A 20,187-nucleotide genomic window follows, 5' to 3' on the forward strand; every position below is an offset into this window, starting at 1 on the left:
GATGAGCACCAAGCCCGCGAAGAAAACGCCCCCAAAAACGACCGCGAAGGCGGCGCCGTCCACGCAGCACGCCGCCGACAGCCACGACATGATCCGCGTGCACGGCGCGCGCGAGAACAACCTGAAGGACATCAGCATCGAGATCCCGAAGCGCAGGCTGACGGTGTTCACCGGCGTCTCGGGCTCGGGCAAGAGCTCGCTGGTGTTCGGCACCATCGCGGCCGAGTCGCAGCGGCTCATCAACGAGACCTACAGCGCCTTCGTGCAGGGCTTCATGCCCACGCTGGCGCGGCCGGACGTCGACGTGCTGGACGGGCTGACGACCGCGATCATCGTCGACCAGCAGCGCCTGGGTGCCGACCCGCGCTCCACCGTGGGCACGGTCACCGACGCCAACGCGATGCTGCGCATTCTCTTCAGCCGCCTGGGCAAGCCGCACATCGGGCCGCCGGGTGCGTTCGCCTTCAACGTACCTTCGGTCAGCGCGGCCGGTGCGATCACCGTCGAGCGCGGCTCGAAGACGAAAACGGTGAAGGAAACCTTCAACCGCATCGGCGGCATGTGCCCGCGCTGCGAAGGCCGCGGCGCCGTCACCGACTTCGACCTCTCGCAGCTCTACGACGACGCCAGGTCGCTCAACGAAGGCGCGCTCACCATTCCCGGCTACAGCATGGAAGGCTGGTACGGCCGCATCTTCCGGGGCTGCGGTTTCTTCGACGCCGACAAGCCGATCCGCAAGTTCACCAGGAACGAGCTGCACGACCTGCTCTACAAGGAGCCGACCAAGATCAAGGTCGACGGCATCAACCTCACCTACGCGGGGCTGATCCCGACGATCCAGAAGTCCTTTCTCTCGAAGGACGTGGAGGCGATGCAGCCGCACGTGCGCGCCTTCGTGGAGCGCGTGGTGACCTTCTCCACCTGCCCCGAATGCGACGGCACGCGGCTCGCCGCGCCCGCGCGCTCGTCGAAGATCAAGGGCGTCAACATCGCCGACGCCTGCGCGATGCAGATCAGCGATCTCGCCGCGTGGGTGCGCGGCCTGAAGGAGCCGTCGGTGGCGCCGCTGCTCACGGCGCTGGCGGCCAGCCTCGATTCCTTCGTGGAGATCGGCCTTGGCTATCTCTCGCTCGACCGGCCCTCGGGCACGCTCTCGGGCGGCGAGGCGCAGCGCACGAAGATGATCCGCCACCTCGGCTCCTCGCTCACCGACGTGACCTACGTGTTCGACGAGCCCACCACCGGCCTGCACCCGCACGACATCCAGCGCATGAACGAGCTGCTGCTGCGGCTGCGCGACAAGGGCAACACGGTGCTGGTGGTGGAGCACAAGCCGGAGGTCATCGCCATCGCGGACCACGTCGTCGACCTCGGCCCGGGCGCGGGCTCGGCCGGCGGCAGCGTGTGCTTCGAAGGCAGCGTCGAGGGGCTGCGCGGCAGCGGCACGGTCACCGGCCGCCACCTGGACGACCGGGCCTCGCTCAGGAAGAAGGTGCGCAAGCCGACCGGCAAGCTGGAGATACGCGGCGCCAAGTCGCACAACCTGCGCGACGTGGACGTCGACATTCCGCTCGGCGTGCTGGCCGTCATCACCGGCGTGGCGGGCTCCGGCAAGAGCTCGCTGGTGCACGGCTCGATCCCGGCCGGCGCGGGCGTGGTGAGCATCGACCAGAGCGCCATCCGCGGATCGCGGCGCAGCAACCCGGCGACCTACACCGGATTGCTCGACCCCATTCGCAACGCCTTCGCGAAGGCCAACGGCGTGAAGCCGGCGCTCTTCAGCKCAAACTCCGAAGGCGCCTGCCCCACCTGCAACGGCGCGGGCGTGATCTACACCGACCTCGCGATGATGGCCGGCGTGGCCACCACCTGCGAGGAATGCGGTGGCAAGCGCTTCCAGGCCTCGGTGCTGGAATACCGCTTCGGCGGGCGTGACATCAGCGAGGTGCTGGCGATGCCGGTGGACGAAGCCCTGGCCTTCTTCGGCGAGGGCAAGGCGCGCACGCCGGCCGCGCACGCCGTCCTGCAGCGGCTGGCCGACGTGGGGCTGGGCTACCTGCGGCTCGGGCAGCCGCTCACCACGCTCTCGGGCGGCGAGCGGCAGCGGCTCAAGCTGGCCACGCAGATGGCCGAGAAGGGCGACATCTACGTGCTCGACGAGCCCACCGCCGGCCTGCACCTGGCCGACGTGGCGCAGCTGCTGGGCCTGCTCGACCGGCTCGTGGATTCAGGCAAGTCGGTCATCGTGGTCGAGCACCACCAGGCCGTGATGGCGCATGCCGACTGGCTCATCGACCTGGGCCCCGGCGCGGGTCACGAGGGCGGGCGGGTCGTCTTCGAGGGCACGCCCGCCGATCTCGTCGCCAGGCGCGCCACACTGACCGGCAAGCACCTCGCCAGCTACGTCAAGGGAGGCTGAGCCAAAACCCTCCTCCTCGTCAGCCCGCCTTCCGCCCTGGCCCCGATATTGCTACACTTTTTTACTAATGTGAAAGAAGGTGTCCGATGAACGCGTCACGCAGGGAATGGTTGGGCAAGGCAGGCGCGCTGGTGCTGGGTAGCGGCATCGGCATCGCGCATCCCGTCATGGCGCAGACTGCGCGGACGGGGGCGGCGGCAGGGGCGCGCGTCGTGCTGCTCGGGCAGTCGGTGCCGCTGACGGGCAGCGCCTCCGAGATCGGCAATGCCTTCGCCGCCGGCAGCCGCCTCGCGGTGAGCGCCTTCAACGAGCGCAACGCCGCCAGCGGCCTGCAGCTCAAACTGCTGCAGCTCGATGACGGCTACGACGCGGCGCGCGCGGCCGCCAACGCGCGCACCCTTCTCACCACGGACAAGGCCGACATGCTCTTCGGCTTCGTCGGCACGGCCAGCAGCGAGGCCGGCGCGAATGTCGCCACGCAGCAGGGCAGCCTGCTGTTCGCGCCCTTCGCGGCCTCCGACACGCTGCGCGGCCCCGATCACGCGAACGTGTTCCACGTGCGCCCCGGCATGATCGACGAGGCCCTGAAGATCGTGAAGCAATGCGCCACGGTGGGGCAGACGCGCGTGGCGCTGGTGGGCGACGACGACGCCATGGGCCGCGCCGGCCTCGCGGCCGTGGAACAGGCCATCAGCGAACTCAAGCTCACGCCGCTGGTCGCGACCGCGCTGGTGCCGGCCAACGGCGACAAGCTCGATGCGGCACTGAAGGAAGTGCAGAAGCAGTCGCCGCAGGCCATCGTGCTGGTGTCGCTCTCGGGCACCACGGCCAACGCCATCCGCAAACTGCGCAAGAGTGGCTACGCCGGCAGCTTCATGGCCTTCTCCATCGTCGGCATCGACCCGCTCTACGCCACGCTCGGCAAGGACATCGGCGGCATCGTGATCTCGCAGGTGGTGCCCTCGCCACGCCCCTCCGCCATTCCGATCGTCAAGGAATACCTCGCGGCCATCGACAACTCCGACCAGAACCCTTCCTACGAGGGCCTGGAGGGCTTCATCGCGGCCAAGGCCGCAGGCGAGGCGGTGAAGCGCGCCGGCCGGGGTTTCAACGCGGCCGCTCTCATGCGCGTGATGTCGGGCATGACCGACTACGACGTCGGGGGCTTTCGCATCAACCTGCGCCCGGGCCTGCGCGACAGCGTGCGCAACATAGACCTGATCAGCATCTCGGCGGACGGGCGGGTGCTGAGGTAAGCGGCCCCCGCCCTTCTAGCCGGTGCTCACGAGCGCGCGCAGCGCGTCGAGCGAGCGCAGCTCGATGCGCCCGTAGCCCAGCGACAACACGCCCTCGGACGCCAGCGCGTTGAGCTCCTTCGACAACGTCTGGCGCGTCACGCCGAGCATCATCGCCAGCGCCTCCTGCGGCAGCTGCAGCGAGTGGCGCAGCTGCACGGACTGCGTCGCGTCGCCGCGCGCCAGCACCAGAAGCCGGTGCGCCACCCGCGCGCGCAGGCTGCGCAGGGTGGCGTCCTCCGCGAGGCCGTACAGCATGCGCACGCGTGCCGCCAGCATCGCGGCGATGGCGTTGGAGAACACCACGTCGCGCATGAGCTGCACGAAGGCCGCGGGCGGCACCACCAGCAGGTCGATCGCCTCGAGCGCGGTGGCGTCGTGGGTGCGCGGGGAGCTGTCGATCAGCGTGATCTCGCCGAACCAGTTGCCCGGCTCCAGCACCGCCAGGATGGCTTCGCGCCCGTCCTGGCGCAGCGACGAGACCTTGATGGTGCCCGCCACCAGGCCGTAGAAGCCGCCGTCGGTGGCGTGGATCGGATCGCCCTGGCGGAACACCATCGCGCCGCGCCGCACGTGGTGCAGCTCGGCCGCGCCCACAAGCGCTTCACGCTGCGCACGCGGCATGCTCATGAACCAGGGGTTGCCTTCCAGCGCGGCGCGGTGCGCGGCCGAGAGGCGTGGCTTGGGGGAGGCGGCCATGGCGGGTGATGGAAACGGGGGTTTACCAGAACCCCGCATTGTCAAATTCTTGACAGTTCATGGTCAAGCGCAGGCATACAGTGACCAGCTCCCCCACGGACACAAAAGAACGGAGACTCCGGCGATGAACGCACGCGCAAGTTTCAAGAGCATGCAGGAAAGCACGCGAGAAGACTGGCAGCTGATCGGTGGCGAATTCATGCAGTTCGCGGGCGGCCTGCCCGCCCGCGTGATCAAGCACCTGCAGATCCTCGAAGGCGACTACGGCGGCTTTCCGGTCGACCGCTACACCCACTCGCTGCAGACCGCCACCCGCGCGCTGCGCGACGGCCGCGACGAGGAATACGTGGTGTGCGCCCTGCTGCACGACATCGGCGACACGCTCGGCAGCTTCAACCACCCCGACATCGCCCCCGCCATCCTCAAGCCCTTCGTGAGCGAGGCCAACCACTGGATGGTGCAGAACCACGGCATCTTCCAGGGCCATTACTTCTTCCACCACATCGGCCTGGACCGCGACATGCGCGACAACTTCAAGGGCCACCCGCACTACGAGCGCACGGCCGAGTTCTGCGCGCTCTACGACAACCCCGCCTTCGACTCCAAGGCCGAGACCCTGCCCATCAGCGAGTTCGAACCCATGCTGCGCCGCGTGATGGCGCAGCCCAAGCAGAGCATCTACAAGGCCGCGCTGACCGAGCCAGCGGCCGCCTGACATCGACAAGAGGAAACCATGAACGCCTTCGCCCAACCCGAAATCCAGAAGCTCGTCTCCGCCGAGGAGTGGCAGCTTCGCGTCGACCTTGCCGCCTGCTACCGCCTCGTGGCGCTGTACGGCTGGAGCGACCTCGTCTTCACGCACATCAGCGCGCGTGTGCCCGGCCCCGAGCATCACTTCCTGATCAACCCCTACGGCCTGATGTTCGACGAGATCACCGCGTCGAGCCTGGTGAAGGTCGACCAGCAGTGCAACAAGGTCATCGACTCGCCCTACCCCGTGAACCCGGCGGGCTTCGTGATCCACAGCGCGGTGCATGCCGCGCGCGAAGACATCCAGTGCGTGCTGCACACCCACACCAAGGCCGGCATCGCCGTGAGCGCGCAGAAGAACGGCGTGCTGCCCATCAGCCAGCAGTCGACCTTCGTGCTGGCATCGCTGGCCTACCACGACTACGAAGGCGTGGCCTTCCGCGACGACGAGAAGCCGCGCCTGCAGGCCGACATGGGCAACGCCAACTTCCTCATGCTTCGCAACCACGGCCTGTTGACCTGCGGCAAGACCATCGCCGACGCCTTTCTCTCGATGTACACCTTCGAGAACACCTGTCAGATCCAGATCGCGGCGCAGTCGGGCGGCGGCGAACTCACGCACGTGGACCCGCGCATCGTGGAAGGCGTCGGCCAGGCCATGAAGGTGCAGACCGGCGGCCTGGGCGGGCAGTTCGTCTGGCCCTCGCTCATCCGCAAACTCGACCGCATCGACGACAGCTACAAGCAATAAGAGCTTCGTCGCTCCCGGTTTCCACGGCTGCCAGCGCCTGCGCGACAGGTGTTGGCGGCTTTTTTTCTTCCTTGCGGGCGACTGCCCGATTGCCTGACTTTGCGACCGGCTGGCCAAGTCTCAGCACAAACCAGGTTCGACCTGAATTTATTCCAATGAGAATTTAAACGGCCGCCAGCCACGCTCACCACGAGAATTTATTCACGTATTTTCTCTCTTTGAGCTCTTCGTCATCTCCCTCGAATCGCGCGCTCGAATAATCCGAAAAAACTAATTTCGGTCGAGCGATCGACTGTTCAGGGAGGACCTCTCGTGACCAAGCCCACCTTGGCTGGCCGTCGCGTCACCATCGCCACGCCCGTGGGCGAGGCGCTGCAATTCCATCGGCTGGTCGGCCGCGAGGCGCTGAGCAGCGCATACGCGTTCGATGTCGAGTTGCTGTGCCGCAGCAACGCCATCGACCCGAAGGCGCTGCTCGGCAAGACGGCCACCGTGTCGATGCAGACCACGCATGGAGGCGCGCGCCACCTCGCCGGCATCGTCACCCGCTTCGGCGTCGCGCGGGAGGATGCGCGACAGTGCTTCTACGCGATGCGGCTGCGCCCGTGGCTCTGGCTGGCCACGCGGCGCCACGACTACAGGATCTTCCAGGACCGCAGCGTTCCCGAGATCCTGGCCGAGGTGCTGGGCCGCTACGGCCATCCCTTCGAGCAGAAGCTCACGCGCAGCTATCGGGTGTGGAACTACTGCGTGCAGTACGGCGAGAGCGACTTCGATTTCGTCTCGCGCCTGTGCGAGCACGAGGGCATCCATTACTGGTTCCGCCACGAGGCCGCGCAGCACGTGCTGGTGTTCGCGGACGACATCGCCGGCTCGCACGGCCCGTTGCCCGGCGGCGAGACCGTGCGCTACCACCCGCACGAGCAGTCGGGCATGACCGGCGGCGAGGAGCCGGCCGAACGCATCTACGCATGGGAGATGGCCGAAGACCTGCGCTCCGGCCACCACTGCACCGACGACTACGACTTCGAGAAGCCCAAGGCCGACCTGAGAAGCCGGCGCCAGATGCCGCCGGGCCACGACAACGACGGCCACGAAGTCTTCGAGTGGCCCGGCCACTACCTGCTGAGCGGCGACGGCGACACCTATGCGCACATCCGCAACGAAGAGCAGTTGAGCGGGCGCAGCTTCGTCAGCGGGCGCTCCAACCTGCGCTCTCTGGCGCCGGGCCACACCCTTCGGCTGGCCGGCCACCCGCGCGACGACCAGAACTGCCAGTACCTCGTGTTGGGCGTGGCCTATCACCTGCAGGAAAACCTGCGCGCCACCGAAGGCACTGCCGCAACTTCGGGCGGTTCCATCCAGCGCTTCGCCTTCGACGCGCAACCCACCAGCTTCGCCTGGCGGCCGCCGCGCACCACGCCCAGGCCGCGCACCGGTGGTCCGCAGACGGCGTTGGTGGTCGGCCCCGCCAGCCACGAGATCTGGACCGACCAGCACGGCCGCGTCAAGGTGCAGTTCCAGTGGGACCGCCTGGGCGGCAAAGACGAGAACTCTTCGTGCTGGCTGCGCGTTGCGCACGGCTGGGCGGGAGCCCAGTTCGGCACGGCCGCGCTGCCCCGCGTCGGGCAGGAAGTGCTCGTCGATTTCCTCAACGGGAACCCAGACCATCCCATCGTCGTCGGCCGCTTCCACAACGCCGACGAGATGCCCGCGTGGAAGCTGCCCGCCCAGACGCACCTGACGGGCATCCGCAGCCGCGAACTCGGAGGCAGCCTGCGCGGGAACCACCTTGCCCTCGACGACAGCGCGAGCAAGGTGCAGGCCCAGCTCAAGAGCGACCACCAGTGCAGCAGCCTCAGCCTTGGACACATTGGCCGCATCGAGGACACGGCGGGCCGCAAGGAGGACCGCGGCCAGGGCTTCGAACTGCGCACCGACGGACACGGCGCACTGCGCGCCGCACGCGGCCTGCTGGTGAGCACCGAGCCCCGGCCGAATGCGCAGGCGCACATCACCGACATGGGCGAGACCGTCGCGCGGCTCACGCAGGCGCGCGAGGTGCATGAAGGCATGTCGCGGCTCGCGCTGGATGCCAGGGCGCATGAAAGCGGCGACCAGACACAGGTCGCCGCCGAACTCAAGCGGCAGAACGACGCCATCCAGGGCAAGGGCGGCCACGCCGTGCAGGGCGAGTTTCACGAGTTCGTCCAGCCGCACCTCACGCTGGCGAGCCCCTGCGGCATCCAGACCACCGCGCAGGGCTCGAGCCACTTCTCAAGCGCCGGGCACAACGCATTCACCAGCGGCGGGCACACGAGCGTCGTCACGGCGAAGAGCTTTCTGGTCTCCGCGAAGAATGCGGTACGCATGTTCGCCTACAAGGCCGGCATGAAGCTGGTGGCAGCCAACGCCGACATCGACATCGCGGCACTGAAGAACAGCATCAGCGTGCTCGCGAAGATGAACATCCGACAGGAGGCCAACCGGATCACGATCACGGCCGCGGAGGAAGTGGTCATCAACGGCGCAGGGAGCTACACCTGCTGGAATGCCTCGGGGATCGTCAACGGCACGCTCGGAACCTGGCGGGCGCATTCGGCCCGGCACAGCTTCATCGGACCGGACAGCCGCACGCCCGACAAGATGAATCGTGACCTGCAGACGAGGTTCGATCAGGAGGTGCTCTTTCATCGCATCGACGAAGAGGACACGCCAGCGACAAGGCAGCTCTTCGAGCTGACGCGCGACAGCGAAGGCGCGGAAACGCCTGCATCCTCCGGCAGGGCACATCCGCAAGAAGCATCCGTTGGCGAGATCACCAGCAACGACGGCACCACGCGGCAGCAGCGCTCGGACGGCCCCGAGTCGTACAAGGTCGCCTGGTTCGGGAGGGCCTCCTGATGGCGGTACAGGGAGAAGAGGAAGACATCTGGCTGGACTTCAGCCTGGGTCTGGACGGTTTCGCGGAGGTCACCGCCGTGACGACGCCGCTCGACGACAGGAGAAAGATCCGCGTGCGCGTGCCCCCGGGCAAGCTCATCCCGATCGTGTTCCTGCCCGGCATCATGGGCAGCAACCTTCGCCTGTCACGGGAGCGGCAGGAACTGCTCAAACGCAGCAACAACCTCTCGTGGTGGCCCGACAAGAAAGGCGATGCGTTCTCGCGGCGCAACGCAAGCGCGGCGGCCCGCCAGATGCGGCTGGACCCGGACGAAGTGGAAGTCGACCGCTACAAGGTCACCGACGAGAAGATCGAAGGCAAGAGACGCCGCCGCTTCGAGGCGACAGGCGACGCCACCGTCAGCTCCGACCAGCGGCACGACAACGTGCCCCATGACCTGGGCGATGTCAGCAAGCTGCTCATCACCGATGCGAAGGCCGATCCGACGCACCCGCTGGCAAGCAACCGGCAGAGCTTCACCGCCGCCCAGAAGGCCCGCGCACGCGGCTGGAGCGAGGTGATGTTCGATGCCTACGGCGGCATCCTGCAGGTGATGGAGCGCCAGCTCAACGACATGCTGCGCCGCGAGGACAGGAAGCAGGTCATCTCTCCCGCGTGGCTCGACAAGGACAACCCCGAAGCATTGGTGGGGCGGGCACCGTCGAGCTTCGGCGTCCACGACGCGCAGCCGCTGAGCGAGGACGACATCCGCAAGATCGGCGACTGCTGGTATCCGGTGCACGCCTTCGGCTACAACTGGCTCAAAAGCAATGGCGAGGAAGGCAAGCGGCTCGCGAAGAAGATCGAACTGCTGATCGACACCTACAACCACAACGGCTTCGATTGCCCCGGCGTCATCGTCGTCACCCACAGCATGGGCGGCATCCTCGCGCGGGCGATGATGCATGCGGACTACGGCGGCATCAGGCACCGCATTCTGGGCGTGGTGCACGGGGTGATGCCCACCACCGGCGCGGCCGCCGCATACAAGCGCATGCGCGCTGGCTTCGAGGGCAGCAACAAGCCCTGGTGGCACCTGAAGTCCCAATTGGTGGGCAGCATCACGCAAGGCGTGCTGGGCGACAACGGCGAGGAAGTGACGGCCGTGCTGGCCAATGCGCAAGGCGGGCTCGAACTGCTGCCCGCGGCCGCCTACGGCACGCAGTGGCTGCAGGTGCAGGACGACAACGGCAAATTCCTGGCGAAGCTGCCGCAGTCTGATGCGGTGAGCGAGATCTACACGCTGGATCGGGACAAGTGGTGGAGGCTGATCAATCCGGATTGGATCGATCCGGCGGGGCAGGGAAAGATGCCTCCAGAGAAAGGCGGGAAGCCGGAAGATCAGATCGGAGCCAAGGCAACCGTGAGGCGTATCAAGCTAGCCATGGATTTCGCCAACGCCATTCAGGAGACCTTCCATCCACGCACTTATGCCCACTACGGCAGCGACCCGAAGCAGCCGGCCTGGAACGACTTGGTGTGGCGCGTGATTGATGGCGATCCTGTCATCGCGGGTGATCCGCTGACCTGGACGCTGTTGCCCGGAAACGAGGGAGACAACGGCGAGGGTACGTTGCGCGTGAAAGGCGACAGAGGCGAAGTCCTCAAGCTCAAGCTTCAACCCCCAATGACACCCAGCGACGGCACGGTGCCCGTGGAACGCAGCGCCGCCAAGGTGCGCGCCAAGGTCAAGTGCGTGCAGACCGGCTATGACCATCAAGGCAGCTATGGCGATCCCAATGCCAGCGCAGCGACGCTCTACGGCATCGTGCGCATCGCTGCGGATTTCGACTCCCAGTGGTGGTCGGAGAAGTACTGAACCCGGCCACCATCATTGACGACAACGGACTCACTCATGAATCTACGCATCGAAAAATTGTTCGAGCACACCAAGCTGTTGTGCTTCGGCCGCTATGTACTGACCGCTCCGATGGATTCACGGCTGGCGTTTGGACGCGACTTTCCGACCTTGCCGAACCAGGCCAACGACATCGAGAAAGTGATGGAGGCCGAACGCGCGAAGATTCTGGCCGGCCACAAGACCGCCGAGATCAACTACTTCGGCAAAGGGCCGGCTCCGAACACATGGCTGATCCGCTCCTTCGGTGACAAGTTCGCGAAAGAACTGGAGCTCGAGAGCTTTCGCATCTTCTACATCGTCGGGCCTCACATCTTCATCAACCGCAGAGGCACGGACAACGGCGCGACCGCAGAGTCGGTTCTTCGCGATACGGTTGAAACGGCCACCAATCTGCGCGCACGCGAGCCCGACGAGGTCCCCATGGACCAAGGCCTGTGTCACCAATACGGTTTCACCCGTGTCGATGGCTCCCGAGGTCCGGCCCTGTCCCAGGCCGGCCTGCACATGGCCGCCCTGCCCGACGTCGTGTTCAGCGTCCAGAGCAACCAGAGCCAGAGCACCAAGGGCAGCAACGGCTACGGCCTGCTCAAGCTCATCAACGACCGCAAGCGAGACGCCGGCAGCAGCTATCCGAAGCTGACGACGCTGCGCGAGGGAAAGAAGAAAGTCCACGGCTGGGACGGCGAGGAGTCGCTGGTCCGCGAAGCCGATGGTTCGCACGACTTCGAGTGGATGTTCATCGGTGAAACCGGCAACGTCGCACGCCCGGCCCTGCTGCAGGCGGCGATGTTCACCAAGGTGGCCTCCGACCGCGTGGGCGCTGCCGCGGCTTCTTCGCTCAATGACGAGGAAGCCATCGCGCTGTGGGACAAGCTGCTCGACGGCCTCAAGTTTCGCGTGGCCGTGCCCGGCGCCCCCGCCAGCGCGATAGCAATCAAATGAATCGACCCGCAATGACAAAGACACAGGCCCCCACCCGCCGCCAGGCTTTGCAGGCCTTGGCATCCGCAGTCGCGCTGCCGCTCCATCCTTTGTCGCCAGCACTGGCCGCACAGCTCGCGTCGCAGCAGGCCGTGAACCAGCTCTGGCGCCCGATCAATGCCTGATGGCTGCCAGCGTCACATCGAGCAACAACCAGTGTCAAAACCGACCGTCCTGGGACGACTTCCGATGTCTGCAAAATAGGAGCCCATGCACGTCCGACTCCCGCGCCATCCGGCGCGCCATCTCGCCCCCGCCTGCGCCCTCCTCTCCCTCGCGCTCTTCCTGCCCTCCGCGTCTGCGGCCGCCGATGCGGCGACCGTTGCCACGCCGGAGCTGCAGCAGCTGAAACAGCAGCAGCCGCCGCAAGACGCCGACGCCCGCATCGAAGCACTCATCTCCCGCATGACGGTGCAGGAAAAAGCCGGCCAGCTCAGCCTGTACGGCCCGGCCGACATCGACACGCCCAACAACCCGCAGGCCGGCTGGCGCAATGCGCAGCAGGAAACGGCGGACGTGCGCGCCGGACGGCTCACCGGCCTTTTCAACAACGCGGGCCTCGAGGGCAAGCGGCGGCTGCAGCAGATCGCGATCAAGGAGTCGCGGCTGGGCATTCCGCTGATCTTCGGTGCCGACGTGATCCACGGCTTTCGCACGATGTTCCCGATGCCGCTGGCCGAGGCTTCGAGCTGGGAGCCCGCGCTGGCCGAGCGCACGGCGCGCGCGGCGGCGGTGGAGGCCACGGCCGACGGCTTTCGCTGGACTTTCGCGCCGATGGTCGACATCGCGCGCGATGCGCGCTGGGGCCGCGGCCTCGAGGGCGTGGGAGAAGACGTCTTCCTCGCGAAGCAGTTCGCGGCTGCGCGGGTGCGCGGCTTCCAGGGCACCGATCTCTCGCGGCCCGACTCGATGCTGGCCACGCCCAAGCACTTCGCGGCCTACGGCGCGGCCGAGGGCGGGCTGGACTACAACGTGAGCGACATCTCCGAGCGCACGCTGCGCGAGGTGTACCTGCCGCCGTTCCGCGCGGCGCTGGACGCGGGGGCGCTGTCGGTGATGAGCGCCTTCAACGAAATCAGCGGCGTGCCGTCCACCGCCAACCCGGCGCTGCTCACTGGCGTGCTGCGCGACGAATGGAAGTTCCGGGGTTTCGTGGTCTCCGACTACACGGCCGACGAGGAACTCGTGGAGCACGGCTACGCGGCCAACCCGCGCGAGGCGGCCAAGCAGGCCTTCATGGCGGGCACCGACGTGAGCATGCAAAGCGGCCTTTACATGCGCTACCTGCCCGACCTCGTCGCCTCTGGCGAGGTGCCGATGTCGCGGCTCGATGAGGCCGTACGCCGCGTGCTGCGCGTGAAGCAGAAGCTGGGCCTGTTCGACGACCCGATGCGCGGCCTCGACGGCCTGCCCGCCGCGCAGCGCGCCGAGAACCCCGAATTCATCTCGCTGGCCCGCGAGAGCGCGCGCCGCTCCATCGTGATGCTGAAGAACGAGCGCATGCTGCTGCCGCTGCCCAAGGCCGGCACGAAGATCGCGCTGATCGGTCCCTTCGCCGAAGGCACCATCGACCTGATGGGCGCGTGGAGCCTGTTTCCCGGGCAGTCGGCGCCGGTGGGCATCGACCAGGGCCTGCGCAACGCGCTGGGGCCCAATTCGTCGGTGAACGTGGTGCGCGGCTCGGGCATCGAGTCGGCGCTGCCCGGCGGCATCGAGGCCGCTGTGGCCGCCGCGCGCGACGCCGACGTGGTGCTGCTGGCCATCGGCGAGAGCCAGAAGATGTCGGGCGAGGCGCGCTCGCGCAGCGACATCGGCCTGCCGCAGGCGCAGCAGGACCTGGCCGAGGCGGTGGCCGCCACCGGCAAGCCGGTGGTCGTGCTGCTGAGCAACGGCCGCGCCATGGCGCTGAAGGGCGCGGTGCGCAATGCGCGCGCCATCCTCGTGACCTGGTTCCTCGGCGTGCAGACCGGCAACGCGATCGCCGACGTGGTCTTCGGCGACTTCAATCCCTCGGGCCGGCTGCCCGTGAGCTTTCCGCAGACGGCCGGACAGGTGCCCTACTACTACGGCCACAAGCGCACCGGCCGCCCCTCGCCCGAGAGCGCGCCCGACACGGCCTTCAAGACGCGATACGTCGACGCGACGAACGAGGCGCTCTACCCCTTCGGCCACGGCATCGGCTTTTCGCCGGTGCGCTATGACAGCGTGGAGCTGAGCAGCGAGCGCATGCCGCTGTCGGGCACGCTGCGCGTGCGCGCGACCGTCACAAACACCGGCACGCGAGAGGCAGAGGAAGTGGTGCAGCTCTACATCGCCGAGCGCGCCGCCAGCGTGACGCGGCCGGTGCGCGAGCTCAAGGGCTTCCGCAAGCTGGCCATCGCGCCGGGCGCGTCGGAAGTCGTCGAGTTCACGCTCACGGCCGATGACCTGTCGTTCATCGGCCGCGACATGAAGCCCATCGTGGAGCCCGGCGAGTTCGACCTGTGGGTGGCGCCTTCGGCCGCGAGCGGCATCCGCAAGCGCTTCGTGCTGACGCGCGAGTGAACCCGGCCCGGTGCTGCCTCACTCGAAGACACCCGTCAGCGCCACCCGCGTCACCACGCCCGAACTGCTCGCGCCCACGCCGAGTGACACGCTGTAGCGGCCGTCCTGCGAGGTGTGGCGGACGGAGCCGCCCAGCGCGCTCTCGCTGCGGTAGTTGCCAAGGCCCACGGCGTAGCTGATCTTGCCGGGCACCATCGGGGCTGACTCCATCGCCGCGACGCTGGCAATGCCGGCATAGGCGCGGCGCGCGTTGTCGTCGATCTGGCCCTGCAGCCGGGCAGCCGTGATGTCGGTGTAGGCCTTGCCCATCGGCAGGCCCTGCGCGGCGACGGTGTCGGTGTAGGCATTGGCCGAGGCCACGCCCTCCTTCACCATGCCCTGCACCTGGCCCACGTTGGTGGCGTCGGTGCTCGCGCTGCCCGGCGCCACGCCGGTGATCTGCCGGTTGCCCAGCGCCACCTCGCCGGCCGAAGACTGCACGCCGGCCAGGCCGATCGCCGTGTAGGCGGCCTGCGCGCCGCGCGTGGTCGCGCTCCCCGCGCCCAGCGCCACGCTGTTGGCGTGCACGGCCGAGGCATTGGTGCCGAGCGCGACGGCGTCGTCGGCGCTCGCGCGCGCCGCAGTGCCCAGCGACATCGAGCGGCTGGCATTGACGTACACGCCCGCGCCGGAACCGATCGCGATGTTGTCGCTGCCGTTCACGTTCTGGCCCGCACCATTGCCCTGGGCCAGGTTGCTGTTGCCCACCACGCCCTGGCCCGCAGCCACGCCGAAGGACTGGTTCTGGTTTCCCTGCACGCCGCCGCCGGCCGACTGGCCCATGGCGAGGTTGTTGTTGCCCACGACCTTCGCGCCGGCCATCGTTCCCGACGCCTGGTTGCCCGAGCCGGTCACGCCCGCACCGGCGTCCGGCCCCGTCGAGAGGTTGTTGCTGCCGTTCACGCCCTGCCCGGAGCCGTTGCCGTAGGCCTGGTTGCCGCTGCCCACCACGTCGCGCCCGGCATTGCTGCCGTAGGCCTCGTTGTTGGTGCCGGTGACGTTGGTGCCGGCCCAGAAGCCGACGGCGTTGTTGTAGTCGCCGGCCACGTTCTGGCCCGCGCTGCGGCCCATCGACTGATTCCAGCCACCGTTGACGTTGGTGCCCGCGTAGTAGCCGATCGCCTGGTTGGCGTTCTTGCCGCCCACGCCGGTGCCGGCGCCCTCGCCGATGGCCAGGTTCCAGTTGGTGGTGACGTTGTTGCCCGCGCCGTTGCCGAAGGCCTGGTTGTTGCTACCGGTCACGGTGCGCCCGGCGTTGGTGCCGTAGGCGCTGTTGTACGAGCCGGTGACGTCGGTGCCGGCCCAGAAGCCGGTGGCGTTGTTGTAGTTGCCGGTGACGTTCTGGCCCGCGCTGCGGCCGAAGGCCTGGTTCCAGCCGCCCTTGACGTTCTGGCCGGCATTGAAGCCGACGGCGACGTTGGCATTGCCGCCGCTGACGTTGGTGCCTGCCGCCTCGCCGATGGCGAGGTTCCAGTTGGTGCTGACGGTATTGCCGGCGCCCTTTCCGATCGCCTGGTTGCCGCTGCCCGTGACGCCGGTGGTGCCGGTTCCGTCGCCGATGCCGAGGTTGCCCTTGACCGGGTCCCAGGTCGCCGGCTGGGCGGCCGCTAGGCCCGCGCCCAGCGCTGCGGCCAGCCCGAGCAGGGCCGCGCCGCGCGGAACGCGCTTGTTGCTGTGGTTGATGGCCATGAAGGTCTCTTCGCCCTCAGGCCTTCAGGTGCAGCGCCATTGCCGGATCGCTCACGCCGGCCTTGCCGGTCTCGACGCGGCCCGAGAAACGGCGCTCGAAGTTGTCGGCGGTGACGGTGAAGTCGTACCAGTGGCCGCTGTCGTCCAGGCTCCAGTGCAGCGTGCCAGTGGCGCCGGCCGCCACGTCGAGCGTCCATGGACCGTCGGTGCGGTAGGCGTTGGCCGCCACCTTGACCTTGCCGGCAGCGGTGCCGGTGTTGTTCACCTTCAGGTAGACCTGCCCGGTGGCCGGCTCGTAGCAGACCTGCACCTCGGGCTTGAAGGCCGAGGCGTCGGCGGCGAGCGCGTCGCCCTTGAAGCTGCGCACGAAGCCGTTGCTGCTGTAGACCCACAGCTCGTACTTGCCGCTGTCGCTGGCGGCGGCGTTCCAGTAGTCCGAGAGCTGCTTGCCCGCCTCCACCGTGTAGCGGCGCGGAATGCGGTCGAGGTGCAGCTTGTCGTAGACATGGAACACCGCGCCCTGCGTGCCGGTGTTCGCGAATATCAGCTGCACCAGCCCGCGCGCCTCGACGCGCGCGCTGGTGTGCAGTTCGTAGGGCAGCGCGCGCGAGAAGCGGGTGCCGGTTTCCTGGTACAGCGGCTGCGGCGTGGCGGGCGCGGTGGTCACGGCGGTCGTGGGCAGCAGGCGCTGCGCCGCGTTGATCGCCGGGTAGTTGCTCATGTCCGGCAGCTTGGGAAAGACCGGATCGTTCGGGTTGACGAAGTCGAAGCAGGAAGTGAGGTCGCCGCACACCGCGCGATGCCACGGGCTGATGGCGTCCACCGTGATGCCGAAGCGCTTCTCGAGGAATCGGGCCATCGAGGTGTGGTCGAACACCTGCGAGTTGACCCAGCCACCCTTGCTCCAAGGCGACACCACATACATCGGCACGCGCGAGCTCAGGCCCCACGGGCGGATCTTGCCGCTGGTGGTGTCGGCGGCGCTGAGGTAGCTGCCCACGCTGGCGTCGAAGTACTCGCCGTCCAGCGGCACGGTGGACTTGCCCATCAGATTGCCGTTCGCGTCGTACGAGGGCACGGCCGGCATTGCCAGGTGGTCGAAGAAGCCGTCGTTCTCGTCGAAGGTCACGAACAGCGCCGTCTTGCTCCAGACCGCCGGGTTGGCGGTGAGCGCGGCCAGCACGTCCGAGATGAAGTCGGCCGCGCCGGCCACGCCCTCGCTGCTGCCGGGGTGCTCGGCCAGGGCCTGCGTGGGCAGCACCCAGGAGACCTGCGGCAGGGCGTCGTTCATCACGTCCTGCTTGAGCTGGGCGAGAAAGTTCACTGCGCCGTCAGCCGTGGCGGGGCCGCCCGTCAGGCCGTGCTCGTAGATCGGGGAGCCAGGCTGCGCGGTGCGGAAGCTCTGGAAGGCCAGGCAGCCGTGCATGGCGCCGGTCCAGTTGTTGTTCATGTTCTGGTAGATGTGCCAGCTGATCCCGGCCTTCTGCAGCACGTCGGGCAGCGTGTCCCATTTGAAAGCGTTGTTGACGTACTTGTAGTTGTAGGCGCCGGTGCCGGGGTCTACCTGGCCCGATCCGTCGGCCTGCTGCGCGCGGCCCGCGACCCAGTTCGAGGGGCTGGGCCAGCAACGGGAGTTGACGGGCTCGGAATCGGTGTCGGTGCTGTTGATGCCCTTCTTGCGCAGCTCCGGATTGAAGTTGGAGCCCGACCAGAACACGATGCGGTTCGGGTCGGTGCCGGTGAGGATGGAGCAGTGGTAGCCGTCGCAGACGGTGAACGCGTCGGCCAGCGCGAACTGGAAAGGGATGTCCTCGCGCATGTAGTAGCCCATGGTCGCCTGGTTCTTGAACTGGATCCAGCGGTCCATCTTTCCCTGGTTCCATGCGGCCTGCTGGTCGGGAAAGTTGTGCGGCGTGCCCGAGCCGATCAGCGCGTTGCTGACGCGCGAGTCGCGACGGAACGGCTGGATGTCGGCGCCGCCGCCCGGATTGGCCTGGAAGAAAACCGGCTTGCCGCTGGCCAGCGGAATCGGAAAGCGGTCGCCGAAGCCGCGCACGCCGCGCATGGTGCCGAAGTAGTGGTCGAAGCTGCGGTTCTCCTGCATCAGGATCACGATGTGCTTGATGTCCTGGATGGTGCGGGTGTCGACCGCGGCCTCCACCGCCAGTGCCTGGCGAATGGCGGGCGGGAGCATGGTGAGGGCCGAGGCCGCGCCGACGGCGCCGGCCGACTTGCGAAAGAAATCGCGACGGTTGGTGTGGTTCATGGGGAATCTTTCAACGCGGGAACGAGACGGGACGAATGAGGGACGGGGTCGATGAAGCCGGTGCGGCTCAGGGCGCGCACTTCAGCGCAGGCGCCGCAGGCTGCTCGGGCTGCTGCGGCGTGGTGGCCGGGGGCGTGGTGCCGGCGGGCGGCAGCATGGCCGTGCCGCTACCACCACCCCCGCCGCCACCGCCGCACGCGGCAAGGCTCAGGCACAGGAGAAGGCCGGCGGCTGATGAAGCGACGACGCTGCGGCGGGAAGCTCGTGGAGTCATGACAAATTCCTTTGGTCGAAAAGAAGGAGAAGGAGAGAAGACGGGGCGTGGACGACGGGCAAGGCGGGGCCAGGCATCCCCCTCGGGGCTGCACCGGCTCGAAGAAACAAGGGGTCGTGCGCGGGGAGCGGAAGCGCTCCTGCGCGGGAAGATCAGGGCTCAGGCATAGCGGCTGCGCAGGCGCGCTGCGAGGCGATCAAGCACCAGCACCGTGAGGAAGATCGCGATCAGGATCGTTCCGACGTGCGCGTAGTTGTACATGTCGTACCGGCCCTTGAGCTCCTGGCCGATGCCGCCCGCGCCCACCAGGCCCACCACGGTGGCCATGCGCACGTTGCGGTCGAGCACGTACAGCGTGTAGGCGATGAACTGCGGCATCACCTGCGGCAGCACCGCGAAGCGCATCACCTTGAGCTTGTTGGCGCCGATGGCGCGCAGCGCCTCCTGCGGCTTGTCGTCGGCGGTCTCGATGTCTTCCGCGTAGAACTTGCCGAGAAAGCCCGCCGAGTGCAACGCCAGCGCCAGCACGCCGGCGATGGGACCGAAGCCGTAGGCCAGCACCAGGAAGAGCGCGCTCACCAGTTCGGGCACCGCGCGGAACATGCCGACGATGGCGCGCGCCAGCCCGTACGTGGCGCGATTCGGCGTGTAGTTGCGCGCGCTGAACCAGGCCAGCGGCGCGCTCAGCACGATGGCCAGCAGCGTCGCCCAGATGGCGATCTCGAAGGTCTCGAGCATCTTCACCGCCACGTGCCAGAGATAGCCCAGCGGCTCCACCAGCACCTCGCGCGTGTCGACCACCTCTTCCATCTGCAGGGTCCGGGGATTCAGCTTCGGCTCGCGCGTCTCCACGGTCTCGATGTGCGAGAGCCACGGCAGGTTGCTGCGGTCGAAGCCTTCGATGCGCGCGGTCTCGGTGCGCTCGGACACCTGCGGCGGAAAGAGCGACCTCCCGATCGTGCCCAGGCCCGACAGCACCTGCGACTGCTCGCGCAGCCCGACCGCCGCGAGCACGCCTTCGCCTGTGAGCGAGAGCATGCGCCCCATCTCGACGCGCTGGCCGGCGAAGAAGCCGACGAACAGCACCAGCAGCAGCACGCCGAGGCTGCGCGCGCCCCAGGGGCGCGGCAGGTGCCATGCAGAAGCCGGGCGGTTCACCGCACCAGCTCCAGCACGCCGGTGTGCAGCGGCAGAACAGCTTCGGGCTCGGTGCCCGGCCCTTCCGAAGGCGCAGCGGCCGGCGCACGCCCATAGATCGAATCGAAGACCTGCGGATCGAAGCTGCCGGGCGCGCCGTCGAACACCACCACGCCATGCCGCAGCGCGACGATGCGGTCGGCGAACTCGCAGGCCAGTTCGATCTGGTGCAGGCTGCACAGCACCGTGGTGCCGCGTTCGCGCGCCTGCCGGCGAAGCAGCGACAGCACGTCGTGGCTGGTCTGCGGATCGAGGCTGGCCACGGGCTCGTCGGCCAGCACCAGCGGCGGATCGAGCATGAAGGCCCGCGCGATGCCCACGCGCTGCTGCTGTCCGCCCGAAAGCTCGCTCACACGGCGAAGCAGGTGCTGCTCATGCAGGCCCACCGACTCGACCAGCTCGCAGGCCTTGCGCCGCGCCTCATCCGTGAAGAGGCCCAGCAGCACGCGCCACGTGGGCATGGCCGGCAGTGCGCCTG

General features: G+C 67.9%; 15 protein-coding genes. 9 read left to right on the top strand and 6 right to left on the bottom strand.

Annotated elements, in window-relative coordinates; genetic code table 11:
• The first annotated feature begins 1 nt into the window (after nt 1).
• Entirely contained in the window at nt 2-2,419 is a 2,418-nt protein-coding gene (locus QMO14_RS25040) for an excinuclease ABC subunit UvrA (protein WP_301510438.1), read from the top strand.
• 86 nt (nt 2,420-2,505) lie between these two features.
• Nucleotides 2,506-3,675 carry an ABC transporter substrate-binding protein gene (locus QMO14_RS25045; RefSeq protein WP_301510440.1) on the top strand — a complete coding sequence of 390 codons (1,170 nt, stop codon included), beginning with the start codon at nt 2,506-2,508 and terminating at the stop codon, nt 3,673-3,675.
• A gap of 15 nt (nt 3,676-3,690) precedes the next feature.
• On the opposite strand, the gene QMO14_RS25050 is transcribed toward QMO14_RS25045, so the two are convergent.
• Entirely contained in the window at nt 3,691-4,413 is a 723-nt protein-coding gene (locus QMO14_RS25050; RefSeq protein ID WP_301510442.1) for a Crp/Fnr family transcriptional regulator, read from the bottom strand.
• Nucleotides 4,414-4,537: 124 nt separating this feature from the next.
• Here QMO14_RS25050 and QMO14_RS25055 point away from each other — a divergent pair, with 124 nt between their 5' ends.
• The 7 genes from QMO14_RS25055 (at nt 4,538) to QMO14_RS25085 (ending at nt 14,244) form a co-directional block, all read left to right on the top strand.
• The gene (locus QMO14_RS25055; protein WP_301510443.1) at nt 4,538-5,128 is read left to right on the top strand and encodes an HD domain-containing protein; all 591 of its coding nucleotides are present in this window, start codon (nt 4,538-4,540) and stop codon (nt 5,126-5,128) included.
• An 18-nt stretch (nt 5,129-5,146) separates the two neighbouring features.
• Complete coding sequence (locus QMO14_RS25060) at nt 5,147-5,914, top strand: class II aldolase/adducin family protein (RefSeq protein WP_301510445.1); 768 nt, start codon at nt 5,147-5,149, stop codon at nt 5,912-5,914.
• 312 nt (nt 5,915-6,226) lie between these two features.
• Nucleotides 6,227-8,818, top strand: a complete 2,592-nt coding sequence (locus QMO14_RS25065) for a type VI secretion system Vgr family protein (RefSeq protein WP_301510447.1) — start codon at nt 6,227-6,229, stop codon at nt 8,816-8,818.
• Entirely contained in the window at nt 8,818-10,677 is a 1,860-nt protein-coding gene (locus QMO14_RS25070; protein ID WP_301510448.1) for a triacylglycerol lipase, read from the top strand. Before QMO14_RS25065 ends, QMO14_RS25070 begins: the two co-directional genes overlap by 1 nt.
• A 36-nt stretch (nt 10,678-10,713) precedes the next feature.
• Nucleotides 10,714-11,661, top strand: coding sequence for a T6SS immunity protein Tli4 family protein (locus QMO14_RS25075; RefSeq protein ID WP_301510449.1), 948 nt, complete (start codon nt 10,714-10,716; stop codon nt 11,659-11,661).
• Nucleotides 11,662-11,672: 11 nt separating this feature from the next.
• Nucleotides 11,673-11,825: a hypothetical protein gene (locus tag QMO14_RS25080; RefSeq protein WP_301510451.1), complete on the top strand. Its 153-nt coding sequence runs from the start codon at nt 11,673-11,675 to the stop codon at nt 11,823-11,825.
• Between the two features lie 85 nt (nt 11,826-11,910).
• Entirely contained in the window at nt 11,911-14,244 is a 2,334-nt protein-coding gene (locus QMO14_RS25085) for a glycoside hydrolase family 3 N-terminal domain-containing protein (protein ID WP_301510454.1), read from the top strand.
• 18 nt (nt 14,245-14,262) lie between these two features.
• Here the strand turns inward: QMO14_RS25085 and QMO14_RS25090 are convergent, their stop codons facing one another.
• The 5 genes from QMO14_RS25090 to QMO14_RS25110 all read right to left on the bottom strand — a co-directional run.
• Nucleotides 14,263-15,972: a hypothetical protein gene (locus tag QMO14_RS25090; protein ID WP_301510456.1), complete on the bottom strand. Its 1,710-nt coding sequence runs from the start codon at nt 15,970-15,972 to the stop codon at nt 14,263-14,265.
• Nucleotides 15,973-15,988: 16 nt separating this feature from the next.
• The gene (locus QMO14_RS25095) at nt 15,989-18,238 is read right to left on the bottom strand and encodes a phosphocholine-specific phospholipase C (protein ID WP_301510458.1); all 2,250 of its coding nucleotides are present in this window, start codon (nt 18,236-18,238) and stop codon (nt 15,989-15,991) included.
• 67 nt (nt 18,239-18,305) lie between these two features.
• Nucleotides 18,306-18,512, bottom strand: a complete 207-nt coding sequence (locus QMO14_RS25100; protein WP_301510459.1) for a hypothetical protein — start codon at nt 18,510-18,512, stop codon at nt 18,306-18,308.
• A gap of 159 nt (nt 18,513-18,671) precedes the next feature.
• Complete coding sequence (phnE, locus tag QMO14_RS25105; protein ID WP_301510461.1) at nt 18,672-19,670, bottom strand: phosphonate ABC transporter, permease protein PhnE; 999 nt, start codon at nt 19,668-19,670, stop codon at nt 18,672-18,674.
• Nucleotides 19,667-20,187: phosphonate ABC transporter ATP-binding protein (locus QMO14_RS25110; protein ID WP_301510463.1), on the bottom strand; the 521-nt coding region annotated here is incomplete at its 5' end. The genes QMO14_RS25110 and phnE, both read right to left, overlap by 4 nt.

The organism is Variovorax sp. CAN15 (assembly GCF_030462475.1).
In the GTDB taxonomy this organism is placed as follows: Bacteria; Pseudomonadota; Gammaproteobacteria; order Burkholderiales; family Burkholderiaceae_C; genus Variovorax.